Below are 13,436 nucleotides of genomic sequence, written 5' to 3' on the forward strand. Positions count from 1 at the left end.
CGTACGTTTGCGGCCTAGACTTTGGCGCCGCTGAGGAGCTCGTCGAGCCGCTCATAGCCTTCAGTCAGTCCGCCTTCCATTCCGGACGTAGCCATGCCGTCGCGGGCCTCCATGCTCGGATAGACCGAGTGGGCCGTCAGCCGGGTGCGCCCGCCGCCGAGGTCCACGAAGGTCAGGAACTCGATGCTGACCACGTCCGGGTAGCCGTCGAATTCGAAAGTCTGGATGGCGAAGTCGTTTTCCCGGACAGTGTGGAAGACGCCGTTGAAGCCATAGCTTTCGCCGTCGGGCGCGGTGTGCGTGTAACGGTAGCTCCCGCCGGTCCGGAAGTCGTAGTGGTCCACGTCCATCTTCAGCCTTCGCGGTCCAAGCCACTGGGCGACGAGTTCGGGCTCCTTGTGGGCGCGGAAGACATCCGCCACGGGGAAATCGAACTCCCGCTCGAAGTCAATGAAGGGCAGGCCCTCCGGAACGGAGACTTTCAGGGCGTTGGTCATGATGGGTCCTTTGCCTCTGCGCCGCGTGAGGCGGCGTTTGATTGGAGCACGGCGTCGAGGCTGCGGAACTGCCTCTCGCGGACCAGCCGGTACTGGTCGATCCATGCGGTGAGTGCCTCCAGCCGTGCAGGGTTCAGGTGGACGGGCCGACGCTGGGCGTCACGCGTGCGGGTGACCAGCTGCGCCTGCTCGAGGACCTGGATGTGCTTCGAGACCGCCTGTTTGGTGATCGCGAAGGGTTCCGCCAGTTCGTTTACGGTTGCCGGGCCGCGGCTGAGCCGGGCGATGATGCGGCGGCGAACCGGGTCGGCGAGGGCGAGGAAGGCCGCGTCGAGCAGTTCGTCGTCGCCGGTATCCATGGCCCGCCTATCACCCCGTCCCGCCATCCGCTGCTGATCAATTAATTCGTTTATCAACCATTCGGTTGTTTAAGGCTACTCCCGGCCTGGACTGCCGGCAAGGGGCTTTCCGGGAGATACCTCGTTAGAGCGTTTCACAGTTTGCTAGCAGGTCAGGACAAACTATCGAAAGAGCTAAGGTGCCGCTGGCGCGAATCGACGTCAATGAGGGTCGCAGCCCCGAGGGCCTGCGCCGGCTCAGCCGGGGGCTCCATAATGCGGTCCTGGCTGAGTGCGGGATTCCGGAGCGTGACTACTTCCACATCATCGCGGAACATCCCCGCGGGCAGATCTTTGCCCAGGATGCGGAGCTGGGGGTGTCCGGCGAGGATGTATTCATCGGTTATGTGGAGAAATGCCGCCGGTGACTGGTCGTTCGGGTTCGGGGGCGCAGTGCGAGCTGGCGGTTCCGCGGAAATAATTCCGGGTTGAGGGTGATTTCCTGAGGCCCCAATGGGACAAATTTTCCCGGGTATGCCAAGTTGTAAATATGTCAGTACAAACCTTTGACAGGACAATAATTCTAGGGCAAAGTAGTGGTTGTGGCCCCGCTCACGGGGGTCCGCCAGGAACCGGAGCTCTGTCTGTTCAGAAGTGCAGAGTTCAAACCAGAAAGGTCCTCGATCACCGTGACCCACGAATTGCTCACGATCGGGCGCATCAGCGTTGATATCTACCCGAACGACATCGGGGTTGATCTGGAGGACGTCACGTCCTTCGGAAAGTACCTCGGTGGATCACCGTCCAACGTGGCCGTTGCTGCCGCCCGGCACGGCCGCCGGACCGGAGTGATCACCCGCACCGGCGAGGACGCCTTCGGAAAATACCTGCACCGTGAACTGCGCAAGTTCAACGTGGACGACACCTTCGTGACGTCGGTGAAGGAATGGCCTACCGCGGTCACGTTCTGCGCGATCAAGCCGCCGGAGGATTTCCCGCTCTACTTCTACGGACGTTTCCCCACGGCTCCGGACCTGCAGATCAAGGTTGAGGAACTGGACCTTGACGCCATCCGGGACGCTCGGATCTTCTGGTCCACGGTTACCGGACTGTGCCAGGAACCCAGTCGCGAAGCGCACATCAAGGCCCACGAAGCCCGCCCGCGTGAAGGGCTCAAGGACGGCCAGTACACCATCCTTGACCTGGACTACCGCCCCATGTTCTGGGCCTCGGAAGCGGAAGCCCGTGCCCAGGTGGCCAAGATCCTGCCGCATGTCACGGTGGCCATCGGCAACGACAAGGAATGCGCTGTAGCCGTGGGCGAGGGGACCCCCGACGAGCAGGCGGACCGGCTCCTGGCCGCGGGCGTCGAAATCGCCGTCGTCAAGCTCGGCCCCGAAGGCGTGATGGCCAAGACCCGCACCGACCGTGTGGTGTCCGCCCCCGTTCCGGTGGAGACCGTCAACGGCCTGGGCGCCGGGGACGCCTTCGGCGGAGCGTTCTGCCACGGACTGCTCTCCGGCTGGAGCCTCGCCGAGGTCCTCGATTACGCGAACGCCGCCGGCGCGATCGTCGCGTCCCGCCTGTCCTGCGCCGACGCCATGCCGACGCCGGACGAGGTCACCTCGCTGCTGGCCGAGCGCGGCCGCCTGGCTCCCGGGCAGTTTGCCACCGAAGGAGCAGTGCTGTGACCCTCAACGTTTCCCGGGCCAATCCGGATGCCGTTCCGGCCGCTGCGGGCGTGGACGACGATCCCCGCCGTTACGCCCACCTGAGCACCATCCGCCTGGAGGATCCGGACGCCGTTGCCCGGGCCGCCAAAGCGCGGCGCCGGCACCCCGGCCTCAAGTACGGCCGGCAGAACTTCATCGTGGCGGCGGACCACCCGGCCCGGGGTGCCCTCGCCGTCGGCAATGATCCCGTGGCCATGGCCGACCGCCGCCAGTTGCTGGACCGGCTGCAGATAGCACTGGCCAACCCTGACGTGGACGGCGTGCTCGCCTCCCCAGACATCATGGACGACCTGCTGCTGCTGGGCGCACTCGACGGCAAGCTGATCTTCGGATCGATGAACCGCGGCGGGCTCACGGGCCTGGTCAACGAATTTGATGACCGCTTCACCGGCCACACCGCAGCTGCGCTGGAGGCGTTGGGGGCCGACGGCGGCAAGATGCTCACCCGTATCTGCCTGGGCGACCCGGACACGGTGTCCCTGCTGGAAGCGACGGCCAAGGCCATCGACTCCCTGGCAGAACGCAAGCTGATCGCCATGGTGGAGCCGTTCCTGTCCGCCTGGCACAACGGCAAGGTCCGCAACGATCTGTCCACCGACGCGGTCATCAAGTCCGTGGCCATCGCCGAGGGCCTTGGCTCCACGAGCGCCTACACCTGGATGAAGCTGCCCGTGGTGGCAGAAATGGAACGCGTCATGGCCGCCACCACCATGCCTACCGTGCTGCTGGGCGGAGACCCGGAAGGTACCCAGGAGGAAGTGTTCGCCAGCTGGGAAGCCGCCCTGGCCCTTCCCGGCGTGCAGGGCCTCACCGTCGGCCGGACCCTCCTGTACCCGCAGGACGGCGACGTGGCCGGCGCCGTTGCCACGGCCGCTTCCCTCCTCCACCACACCGCATCAGCCCACACCGCATCAGCCCACACCGCAGAAGTATCGGAGTAGCCTCCCATGGGGACGAGAACTGTAACCGCAGGAACCCGCCGGATGACGGTCGCCCAGGCCGTCGTCGAATATCTATCCAAGCAGTACACCGTTGATTCTGTTGGCGGGCTGGATTACCGCGAACGCCTGATCCCCGGCACGTTCGGCATCTTCGGGCACGGCAACGTTGCCGGAGTGGGCCAGGCGCTCAAGCAGTACCAGCAGCTGGATCCGGCGATCATGCCGTACTACCAGGGCCGCAACGAGCAGGCGCAGGCGCACCAGGCTGTGGGCTACGCGCGCCACACCCGCCGCCGGCAGACCTTTGCGATCAGCACCTCGATCGGGCCGGGTTCCTCCAACCTGCTCACGGGGGCGGCGCTGGCCACCACCAACCGCCTGCCGGTCCTGCTGCTTCCCAGCGACACGTTCGCCACCCGTGCTGCGGATCCGGTGCTGCAGCAGCTCGAACAGCCCTACGCGTACGACATCACCGTCAATGACGCCTTCCGTCCGCTGTCCAAGTTCTTCGACCGCGTCAACCGGCCCGAACAGCTGTTCTCCGCGTTCCACCACGGACTGCGCGTACTGACGGATCCGGCCGAAACCGGCGCTGTCACCATCTCCCTGCCGCAGGATGTCCAGGCCGAAGCCTTAGACGTGCCCGAGGAGTTCCTGGCCGAACGCGAGTGGCGGATCCGCCGCCCGGACGCGGACGACGAGGACATCCGCCGTGCCGCCGAAGCCATCCGCGCCGCGAAACGCCCGCTGATCATCGCCGGCGGCGGCGTCCTCTACGCCTACGCCAACGACGAACTGGCCAGGTTCGTGGAACTCACCGGCATCCCGGTGGGCAACACCCAGGCCGGGGTGGGCGTCCTGCCCTGGGACCACAAGTTGTCCCTCGGCGCGATCGGCTCCACGGGCACGACGGCGGCAAATGCCCTTGCAGCCGAAGCGGACCTGATCATCGGCATCGGCACCCGCTACGAGGACTTCACCACCGCCTCGCGGACCGCGTTCCAGAACCCGGATGTGAAGTTCATCAACATCAACGTAGCCGCCATGGATGCGTATAAGCACGGCACGTCGCTGCCGATCGTCGCGGATGCGCGCAAGGCACTGGTGAAGCTGAACCAAGCACTCGGCGGCTACCGCGTGGGCGCCGACCTGGAACAGCAGATCGCGGCCGAGAAGAAGCGCTGGGATGCCACCGTGGACGAAGCGTTCGACACCCGCTTCACTCCGCTGCCGGCCCAGAACGAAATCATCGGCGCCACGTCCCGGGCCATGGACGCCCAGGACGTCGTCGTCTGCGCCGCCGGGTCCCTGCCCGGTGATCTGCACAAGATGTGGCGCGTCCGGGACCCCTTCGGCTACCACGTGGAATACGCCTACTCCTGCATGGGCTACGAAATCCCGGGCGGGCTCGGCGTCAAGCGCGCTGCGCTGGCGGAAGCCGCGCGGGGCGGGGCGGAGCGCGACGTCGTCGTGATGGTGGGGGACGGTTCGTACCTCATGATGCACACCGAGCTGGTCACCGCCGTCGCCGAACGGATCAAGCTGATCGTGGTCCTGATCCAGAACCACGGCTACGCTTCGATCGGCTCGCTCTCCGAGTCCCTCGGCTCACAGCGCTTCGGCACCAAGTACCGCGCCTTCGACGGGGACCACCACAGCTTCGACGAAGGCGAAACCCTTCCGGTGGACCTCGCCCTGAACGCGCAAAGCCTGGGCGTGAAAGTGATCCGGATCGAACCGGGGGAGAAGGTCATCGCCGAACTCGAACAGGCCATCAGGGACGCCAAAGCCGCCCCCGAGCGCGGCGGGCCCATCCTGATCCACGTCGAATCCGACCCCCTGCTGGACGCCCCGAGCTCCGAATCATGGTGGGACGTTCCCGTCTCCCAGGTCTCCGAGCTCGAATCCACGAGGCAGGCATTCCAGGCCTACACCGACCACAAAAACCGCCAGCGCAAGCTGCTCGGCTAACAGACCAAGGAAGTCCACCCCCATGTCAACGACGACCGTCACCACCACCATCAACCACTTCATCAACGGGGCCGAGGCCGCCGGCGAAGGCGACCGGACCCAGCCCGTTTACAACCCCGCCACCGGCGCCGTCTCCGCAGAGCTGCGGCTGGCCAGCCGGGCGGACCTGGACGCCACCGTTGCCGCCGCCCGCAAAGCCGCCGACAGCTGGGGCGACATCTCCCTGGCCAAGCGCACCGCGGTGCTGTTCAAGTTCCGCGAACTCGTCGCAGCCCACGTGGACGACCTCGCCGAGCTGATCACCGCCGAACACGGCAAGGTCCTCTCCGATGCCAAGGGCGAGATCGGCCGCGGCCTCGAAGTCATTGAATTCGCCTGCGGGATCCCCACCCTGCTCAAGGGCGACTACTCGGACCAGGTCTCCACCGGCATCGACGTCTTCTCCTTCCGCGAGCCGCTCGGCGTCGTCGCCGGCATCACGCCGTTCAACTTTCCTGTCATGGTCCCGCTGTGGATGGCGCCGATGGCCATCGCCACCGGCAACGCCTTCATCCTCAAGCCCTCCGAGCGCGACCCGTCCGCCTCGATGCTGCTGGCCAAGCTGTGGAAGGAGGCAGGCCTTCCCGACGGCGTCTTCCAGGTCCTGCACGGCGACAAGGAAACCGTGGACGGCCTCCTGACCCACCCGGACGTGGACGGCATCTCCTTCGTCGGCTCCACCCCGATCGCCCAGTACGTCCACGAGACCGCCACCAAGCACGGCAAGCGCGTCCAGGCCCTGGGCGGTGCGAAGAACCACGCCATCGTGATGCCCGACGCCGACCTGGACAACGCCGCCGACCACCTCGCTGCTGCCGCCTTCGGTTCCGCCGGCGAACGCTGCATGGCCATCTCCGTTGCCGTCGCCGTCGGCGATGCCGCCGAACTGCTGGTCAAAAAAGTCGAAGAGCGCGCCCTCGCCGTCAAGGTCAACAACGGCACCGCACCCGACGCCGAAATGGGCCCGGTCATTACGCCCGCCTCCAAGGAACGCATCGTCAGGATCGTCACCGAAACAGAAGCCGCGGGCGCCGCGATGGTGGTGGACGGTCGCGACCTGGTTGTCCCCGGCCACGAGGAAGGCTTCTGGGTGGGCCCCACCGTACTGGACCACGTCAAGACCGAAATGACCGCCTACACCGAGGAAATCTTCGGACCGGTCCTCGTCGTCGTCCGGGTGGAGGACCTGGAGGCAGGCATCGCCCTGATCAACTCGAACCCGTACGGCAACGGCACCGCGATCTTCACCTCCTCCGGCGCCAACGCCCGCAAGTTCCAGCGCTCCGTGACCGTGGGCATGATCGGCATCAACGTGCCGCTGCCCGTTCCCGTGGCCTACCACTCCTTCGGCGGCTGGAAGGCCTCCCTGTTCGGTGACAAGCACATCTACGGCCCGGAAGGCGTCTCCTTCTACACCCGTGGCAAGGTAGTTACCTCACGCTGGCCCGAGCCCACCCACGCCTCGGGTGCCTCCTACAACTTCCCGTCCAACTAGTCCGCACCGCCGCCCCCGCCTCGCAAGCTCGGCCAGGTAACCCTGGCGGCGTGGGCCCAGCAGAAAGACATTGCTGTCATGACTGAGAACAAACTGATCATCGGCACCGCGCCGGACTCCTGGGGCGTCTGGTTCGCTGATGACCCCAAGCAGACCCCGTGGGAGCGGTTCCTCGATGAGGTGGCCGAGTCCGGCTACAAGTGGATCGAACTTGGCCCCTACGGCTACCTGCCGAACAACCCTGCGCGGCTGGCCGAGGAGCTCAAGCAGCGCGACCTGAAAGTCACCGCGGGAACGGTCTTCACCGCGTTCCACCGCGGACTGGACGAGTGGGAGACCGCCTGGGAGCCGGCACGCAAGGTCGCCGAGCTCACGGCGGCCATGGGCGGCGAACACATCGTTGTCATCCCGGCCATGTGGCGCGACGACGTCACCGGCGAAGCAGTGGAAAGCGGCCAGCTGACCGAGAAGGCCTGGAGCGATCTGTTCGCCGGCCACAACCGGCTGGGCAAGACCCTGCTGGAGGACTTTGGGCTGAAGCAGCAGTTCCACTCCCACGCCGACTCCCACGTCGGAGCCCAGGAGGATATCGAAACCCTTCTGGCGGCCACGGACTCCAAGTACCTGAACCTCTGCCTGGACACCGGCCACGCCGAATACTGCGGAGCCTCCAGCCTTGAACTCATCAAGAACTACCCGGACCGCATCGGCTACCTGCACCTGAAGCAGATCAACCCGGACATCCTCAAGAAGGTCAACGAGGAAAACATGACCTGGGCGGCAGCCAACCTGGCCGGCGTCATGACCGAGCCGCCGAACGGGCTGCCGGACCTGCGCGCCGTCATCGAAGCGGTGGAGGCGCTGAACCGCCCTATCTTCGGCATCGTGGAACAGGACATGTATCCGGTGGCCTTTGACGTCCCCATGCCCATCGCCAAGCGCACCCGCAATTACCTGCTGTCCTGCGGTTCCCGCACGGCAGTCAACTAACAGCCGCCCAGGCACTCGAAACGTAAGGAAAGAACAATGACTGAAACCCTTCGCGTCGCCGTCATCGGCGCCGGCCGCATGGGCGCTGACCACATCCAGCGCCTCAGCAAGCGGATCCACGGCGCTGAAGTTGCCGCCGTCGTCGACGTTGATCTTGCCCGCGCACAGGCGGCCGTCGAAGGCATCCCGGGCGCAGTGGCCCTGGCCGATGCCGACGAGGCGCTGAACAACGGGGACGTCAACGCCGTCCTGATCGCCACGCCAGGCTTCCTGCACGAGGACATCCTGCTCAAGGCCCTCGCCAGGGACATCCCGATCCTCTGCGAGAAGCCGCTCACCCCCGACGCCGAATCAGCATGGAAGATCGTCCAGGCCGAGGAAAAGCTGGGCCACAAGCGCATCCAGGTGGGCTTCATGCGCCGCTTCGACGCCGAGTACGCCGCCCTGGGACAGGTCATCCGCGACCACGAGCTGGGTGAATTACTGATGCTGCACCACCAGCACCGCAACCCCACCACGCCCCCGGGCTTCACCAACGAGATGCTGATCAACGATTCGGTGGTGCACGAGTTCGACGCCATCAGGTTCTTCACCGGCGAGGAAATCACCAGCGTCCAGGTCCGCCTGGGCAAGGCCACGAAGAACGCCCCGGCCGGCCAGCACGATCCCCAGCACGTCCTGGTGGAAACCGAGTCAGGCGTCCTGGCGGACGTGGAGATCTTCGTCAACGCCAAGTTCGGCTATGAGGTGGCCACGCAGGCATCCTTCGAAGACGGCATCGTCAGCATCGGCGGCGACAAGGGCCCTTACACCCGCAGCGCCGGCCGCTGGGGCGGTAATGTCACCCCCGGTTTCGAAGAGCGCTTCGGCGCGGCATACGACGTCGAGATCCAGTCCTGGGTGGACGCGGCACTCCGCGGCGAAATCGGCGGCCCCACCGCCTGGGACGGCTACGCCACCGCGGCATGCTGTGAAGCCGGCGTGGAAGCACAGAAGAACGGTGAGAAGGTGGCCGTGAAGCTGAACGCCAGGCCGGCCCTCTACAGCTGAGCCCGTTCGACAACTGACTCACCCACCATGGAGTGTTCCCCGTGAAAATCGCACTTGATCCAACGCCGTTCCACCACTCGCACACCCTGCTCGAATTTCCCCGGGTGGTGGCGGACCTCGGCTACAAGTACATGCAGATGACCCCGCACGCCGACTTCATCCCGTTCTACAACCACCCCAAGGCCGACGACGAACTGGTGGGCAAGCTCAACAAGGCCTGCAAGGACGTGGGGATCGAGATCGCCTCGGTCCTGCCTGTGCTCCGCTGGTCCGGGCCGGACGAGGATGCCCGCGAAGCCGCCGTCCGCTACTGGAAGCGCGTCATCCAGATCACCGTGGACCTGGGCGTCAGCACTATCAACACCGAATTCAGCGGACGCCCGGAGAAGGCCGAGGAATCAGAGCGCGCCTTCTACCGTTCGATGGAGGAGCTGCTGCCCATCATCGAACGCGAAGGCCTGGACCTCCTGATCGATCCGCACCCGGACGACTTCGTGGAGGAAGGCCTGGCTGCCATCCGCGTCATCCGCGGCCTGAATTCCAAGAACGTGGGCCTGGTCTACGTGGCCTCGCACAGCTTCCACATGAAGAACGCGCCGCTGGACATCATGCGCGCTGCGGGGGACAAGCTCCGGCTGGTCCACGTGGCAGACACCATGAACCACCACGCTTCGCACGGCCTGCGCTACATCACCAACCCGCCCGGGAACCCGGTCCGCGTGCACCAGCACCTGAAAATCGGCGACGGTGACGTCAACTGGGAGGAATTCTTCGGCGGCCTGCAGGAAATCGGCTTCCTGGACCGTGAAGACACCGTGATGGTGTCCAGCGTCTTCGCTGAAGACGAGAACGCCGCGGAGGTTTCCCGCTACCAGCTGGTCACAATGAACAACTACATCGCGACAGCCCGGTGACGGCCGCCCTATGAAGCAAACAGAAAAAACACTCCCCGGTACTTCGACCCGGTCACTGGCCGGCCCGGCAGGTTCTGCTGCAGCGGCTCCCAATCCCAGGGGATTCATGCGGCGGGTAGCACTGTTCTCGACCTTCGGCGGCCTGCTCTTCGGCTACGACACCGGTGTGATCAACGGTGCCCTGCCGTTCATGCAGCGCGATCTCGGGCTGACGCCGTTGACTGAAGGCCTGGTCACGTCCACCCTGCTGTTCGGCGCGGCCTTTGGTGCCATCACTGCCGGCCGGTTGTCCGACCGTTTCGGCCGCCGCAGGACGATTATGGCGCTTGCAATCATATTCGCGCTCTCTACGATCGCCTGTTCCTTGGCACCCACGACGGAGCTATTGGTGGCAGCCCGGACAGTCCTGGGCCTTGCGGTGGGCGGCGCGTCGGTAATCGTTCCTGTGTATCTTGCGGAAATGTCGCCGGCAGCCCAGCGCGGGCGGATCGTCACGCAGAATGAGCTCATGATCGTCACGGGACAGTTCCTGGCGTTCACTTTCAACGCTGTGCTGGGCAACGCCTTCCCCGAGGCGTCCCATGTGTGGCGCTGGATGCTGGTGATCGCCACGCTCCCCGCCGTCGTTCTCTGGTTCGGCATGTTGTTCCTGCCCGAAAGCCCCCGTTGGCTGGCCTCGGCCGGACGCTTCGGCGAGGTCCTCGAAGTGCTGCGCAAGACGCGTGCCCCGGCCGAAGTTTCCACGGAATTCGATGAGGTGCGGCAGGCGGCCCGGGAAGACTACCAATCCAAGCTTGGAACGTTCCGGGACCTCACCGTGCCATGGATCCGCAGGATCTTCGTGGTGGGCCTGGGCATGGCGGTCATCAACCAGATCAGCGGCGTCAACGCCATCATGTACTACGGAACCTCGATCCTCTCCAGTTCAGGCTTCGGGGACCAGGGTGCCCTGCTGGCCAATGTCGTCAACGGCATCACCTCCGTGGTCGCCGTCATTGTCGGAATGTCCCTAATGACGAAGGTGCGCCGGAAGTCCATGCTGATCGTGGGCCTGGTAGGCACGGCATCTTCGCTGCTGGCCATTGGCCTGATTTCCATGCTGGTCCCGGAAGGCATCGTTCGCGGCTATCTGGTGCTGCTGTTCATGGTGACGTTCCTGGCTTCCATGCAGTCCTGCATCGGCACGGTGACGTGGCTGACGATGTCCGAAATCTTCCCGCTGCATGTCCGCGGCATCGGCATGGGGATCTGTGTGTTCGTGCTGTGGATGATCAACTTCCTGATCGGATTCTCCTTTCCGCAGATGGTGGCCTCGATCGGTGTTTCAACGACGTTCTTCATCTTCGTAGCCATCCAGCTGGCGGCCATCGTGTGGGTGAAACGTGTGGTCCCGGAGACCAAGGACAAGAGCCTTGAGGACCTGGAGCACTTCTTCAAAAACGCTGCCGCAGTGAAGTAGGCGTCCCTACAGCAGGAAAGCCCCGCGGGCGCGCTTCAGCGCGGCGCGGGGCTTTTGCCTTGTGTGCCTACGCGTGGGCGTGGAGCTTCGGCAGCGCGTCCACGAGCGGGGCAAGCTCCGGGATCTCCTGCGCCTCGGCCAAGGCCCGTTCCAGCGTGGCGTCGTGGGTGGGCCGCGCCTCCTCCAGCAGCTTGATGCCGCTCTCTGTCAGTTCGGTGTAGATGCCGCGGCGGTCGTCCGCGCAGAGGATACGCGTGAGCAGGCCGCGGTCCTCGAGCCTGTTCACCAGCCTCGTGGTGGCGCTGGCGCTCAGCGCGGTGGCACGGGCCAGTTGCTGCATGCGCATGTGCCAGCCGTCCTGCCGGCTCAGGGCGTCGAGCACCGTGTACTCGACGACTGACAGCTGGGCTTCGGCCTGGAGCGAGCGTTCCAGCTCCGACTCGATCAGGCCGTGCAGGGCCGCGAGGGTCCGCCATCCCTGCGCGCGGACTTCAACGGCGTCGTCCTTGATGCCCATCGTGTACTTCCCTTCGAATCGTGTACCCCGCGGACAGTAGTGCGGGCATAACAAATAATAGTTGCTTGCGCGTGGTATCTGCTTGTGCAACAATAAATAACGCGTCTGCAACTATTAGCTTACGCGCCCTACCCCATTCAGTACAGTTTTGAAGGAGCTCCGCCATGCCTATTGGCCTGTTAGCCCTAGCCCTCGGCGGGTTCGGTATCGGACTCACCGAGTTCGTGATCATGGGCCTGCTGCCCGAGGTTGCCGCTGACTTCAGTGTCAGCGAGGCGACGGCCGGCTGGCTGATCTCCGGCTACGCGCTCGCCGTCGTCGTCGGCGCCCTGCTGCTCACCGCAGCCGTAACGCGCTTCGAACGCAAGCCGGTCCTGGCCGTCCTGCTGGTGCTGTTCATTGCCGGCAACCTGGTCTCCGCCATCGCCCCCGACTACTCCATGATGATGATCGGCCGGATTGTGGCCGCCCTGGCCCACGGCGCGTTCTTCAGCATTGGGGCGGTTGTTGCCGCGGACATGGTGGCCCCCACCAAGAAGGCCGGCGCCATCGCCATCATGTTCACCGGCCTTACTGCTGCCAACGTCCTCGGCGTCCCGTTTGGCACCATGCTCGGCCAGGCCGCCGGCTGGCGCTCCACCTTCTGGGCCATCACGGGCATCGGCGTCCTTGCACTGGCGGGCATCCTGATCCTGGTGCCCCGTACCGGCCCTGGCCGCGCTGCCGCCCAGGCTGCCTCCGGCGGGCTCCGCGGCGAGCTGCGGGCCTTCCGGTCCGGCCAGGTGTGGCTGTCCATCCTTGTTACCATCCTCGGCTACGGCGGCATGTTCGGTGCCTTCACCTACATCGCCTACACCCTCACCGAGGTCAGCGGCTTCGCGGCTTCCACCGTGCCCTGGCTCCTGATCCTCTTCGGCGTCGGGCTGTTCATCGGAAACACTGTGGGCGGGAAGGCGGCCGACCGGAACGTGGACCGCACGCTGCTGGTTGTCCTTGCCGCGCTGGTGGTGATCCTGGTGGCCTTCGCCCTGGCTGCCGGCAACCAGCCCCTCACCATCGCCTCCATGGTCCTGATGGGCGGCTTTGGCTTCGCCACTGTCCCGGGGCTCCAGATGCGCGTCATGAAGTATGCCAGTAGTGCGCCCACTTTGGCCTCCGGCGCCAACATCGGCGCCTTCAACGTCGGCAACGCCCTCGGCGCCTGGCTCGGCGGCGTGACCATCACTGCAGGCCTGGGCTACACCTCGCCAATCTGGGCCGGCGCGGGGATCACACTGCTGGGCCTCGGTGTGATGGCCTTCGCCGCGGCGAAAGCCAAGCGGCAGGATCAAAATCGCACGACGGCGGCCGCCGCGCCTGCTGCTGCCGGGGCGCCCGTCGGCGTTTAGGCATCCACGGTGACCCTCGCCGCCAACCTTGCCGGCGCGGCCTGGGGCTCTCGCATTGGACTGCCGGGGGTGACGGAATTGCCCGTCACCCCCGGCATTTCCAT

At 65.4% G+C, this 13,436-nt stretch carries 13 protein-coding genes; 10 read left to right on the forward strand and 3 right to left on the reverse strand.

Annotated elements, in window-relative coordinates:
- Positions 1-14 precede the first annotated feature (14 nt).
- Positions 15-497 (reverse strand): SRPBCC family protein, encoded by a 483-nt coding sequence (locus JOE41_RS15180; protein WP_011690682.1) that lies wholly within the window; start codon positions 495-497, stop codon positions 15-17.
- A complete protein-coding gene (locus JOE41_RS15185; RefSeq protein WP_043429409.1) occupies positions 494-856 on the reverse strand; it encodes a helix-turn-helix transcriptional regulator in 363 nt (120 codons plus the stop codon). The genes JOE41_RS15180 and JOE41_RS15185 overlap by 4 nt, the downstream gene beginning before the upstream one ends.
- Before the next feature lie 179 nt (positions 857-1,035).
- Here JOE41_RS15185 and JOE41_RS15190 point away from each other — a divergent pair, with 179 nt between their 5' ends.
- The 9 genes from JOE41_RS15190 (at position 1,036) to JOE41_RS15230 (ending at position 11,427) form a co-directional block, all read left to right on the forward strand.
- A complete protein-coding gene (locus JOE41_RS15190) occupies positions 1,036-1,263 on the forward strand; it encodes a tautomerase family protein (protein ID WP_011690684.1) in 228 nt (75 codons plus the stop codon).
- Positions 1,264-1,524: 261 nt separating this feature from the next.
- On the forward strand, positions 1,525-2,526 hold the full coding sequence (gene iolC / locus JOE41_RS15195) for a 5-dehydro-2-deoxygluconokinase (protein WP_209752815.1): 1,002 nt from the start codon (positions 1,525-1,527) through the stop codon (positions 2,524-2,526).
- On the forward strand, positions 2,523-3,509 hold the full coding sequence (locus JOE41_RS15200; RefSeq protein ID WP_011690686.1) for a hypothetical protein: 987 nt from the start codon (positions 2,523-2,525) through the stop codon (positions 3,507-3,509). Before iolC ends, JOE41_RS15200 begins: the two co-directional genes overlap by 4 nt.
- A 42-nt stretch (positions 3,510-3,551) precedes the next feature.
- A complete protein-coding gene (gene iolD / locus JOE41_RS15205) occupies positions 3,552-5,480 on the forward strand; it encodes a 3D-(3,5/4)-trihydroxycyclohexane-1,2-dione acylhydrolase (decyclizing) (RefSeq protein ID WP_209752816.1) in 1,929 nt (642 codons plus the stop codon).
- A 22-nt stretch (positions 5,481-5,502) separates the two neighbouring features.
- Positions 5,503-7,014 carry a CoA-acylating methylmalonate-semialdehyde dehydrogenase gene (locus JOE41_RS15210; RefSeq protein WP_209752817.1) on the forward strand — a complete coding sequence of 504 codons (1,512 nt, stop codon included), beginning with the start codon at positions 5,503-5,505 and terminating at the stop codon, positions 7,012-7,014.
- A gap of 78 nt (positions 7,015-7,092) precedes the next feature.
- Positions 7,093-8,004 (forward strand): sugar phosphate isomerase/epimerase, encoded by a 912-nt coding sequence (locus tag JOE41_RS15215; protein ID WP_209752818.1) that lies wholly within the window; start codon positions 7,093-7,095, stop codon positions 8,002-8,004.
- A gap of 36 nt (positions 8,005-8,040) precedes the next feature.
- Positions 8,041-9,054: a Gfo/Idh/MocA family protein gene (locus tag JOE41_RS15220; RefSeq protein ID WP_209752819.1), complete on the forward strand. Its 1,014-nt coding sequence runs from the start codon at positions 8,041-8,043 to the stop codon at positions 9,052-9,054.
- A gap of 41 nt (positions 9,055-9,095) precedes the next feature.
- A complete protein-coding gene (locus tag JOE41_RS15225) occupies positions 9,096-9,968 on the forward strand; it encodes a sugar phosphate isomerase/epimerase family protein (RefSeq protein ID WP_209752820.1) in 873 nt (290 codons plus the stop codon).
- A 10-nt stretch (positions 9,969-9,978) separates the two neighbouring features.
- A complete protein-coding gene (locus JOE41_RS15230; RefSeq protein WP_374068720.1) occupies positions 9,979-11,427 on the forward strand; it encodes a sugar porter family MFS transporter in 1,449 nt (482 codons plus the stop codon).
- Between the two features lie 67 nt (positions 11,428-11,494).
- On the opposite strand, the gene JOE41_RS15235 is transcribed toward JOE41_RS15230, so the two are convergent.
- On the reverse strand, positions 11,495-11,944 hold the full coding sequence (locus tag JOE41_RS15235) for a MarR family winged helix-turn-helix transcriptional regulator (protein WP_209752822.1): 450 nt from the start codon (positions 11,942-11,944) through the stop codon (positions 11,495-11,497).
- A 164-nt stretch (positions 11,945-12,108) separates the two neighbouring features.
- Here JOE41_RS15235 and JOE41_RS15240 point away from each other — a divergent pair, with 164 nt between their 5' ends.
- The gene (locus JOE41_RS15240) at positions 12,109-13,332 is read left to right on the forward strand and encodes an MFS transporter (protein WP_209752823.1); all 1,224 of its coding nucleotides are present in this window, start codon (positions 12,109-12,111) and stop codon (positions 13,330-13,332) included.
- Positions 13,333-13,436 lie beyond the last annotated feature (104 nt).

It is taken from the genome of Arthrobacter sp. PvP103 (genome assembly GCF_017833075.1).
Taxonomy (GTDB): domain Bacteria; phylum Actinomycetota; class Actinomycetes; order Actinomycetales; family Micrococcaceae; genus Arthrobacter.

What these genes read in the sequence shown, in the direction of transcription:
- JOE41_RS15180 (WP_011690682.1), bottom strand. Translation starts at nt 497, where the DNA reads ATGACCAACGCCCTGAAAGTCTCCGTTCCGGAGGGCCTGCCCTTCATT.
- JOE41_RS15185 (WP_043429409.1), bottom strand. Translation starts at nt 856, where the DNA reads ATGGATACCGGCGACGACGAACTGCTCGACGCGGCCTTCCTCGCCCTC.
- iolD (WP_209752816.1), top strand. Translation starts at nt 3,552, where the DNA reads ATGACGGTCGCCCAGGCCGTCGTCGAATATCTATCCAAGCAGTACACC.
- JOE41_RS15210 (WP_209752817.1), top strand. Translation starts at nt 5,503, where the DNA reads ATGTCAACGACGACCGTCACCACCACCATCAACCACTTCATCAACGGG.
- JOE41_RS15215 (WP_209752818.1), top strand. Translation starts at nt 7,093, where the DNA reads ATGACTGAGAACAAACTGATCATCGGCACCGCGCCGGACTCCTGGGGC.
- JOE41_RS15220 (WP_209752819.1), top strand. Translation starts at nt 8,041, where the DNA reads ATGACTGAAACCCTTCGCGTCGCCGTCATCGGCGCCGGCCGCATGGGC.
- JOE41_RS15230 (WP_374068720.1), top strand. Translation starts at nt 9,979, where the DNA reads ATGAAGCAAACAGAAAAAACACTCCCCGGTACTTCGACCCGGTCACTG.
- JOE41_RS15235 (WP_209752822.1), bottom strand. Translation starts at nt 11,944, where the DNA reads ATGGGCATCAAGGACGACGCCGTTGAAGTCCGCGCGCAGGGATGGCGG.
- JOE41_RS15240 (WP_209752823.1), top strand. Translation starts at nt 12,109, where the DNA reads ATGCCTATTGGCCTGTTAGCCCTAGCCCTCGGCGGGTTCGGTATCGGA.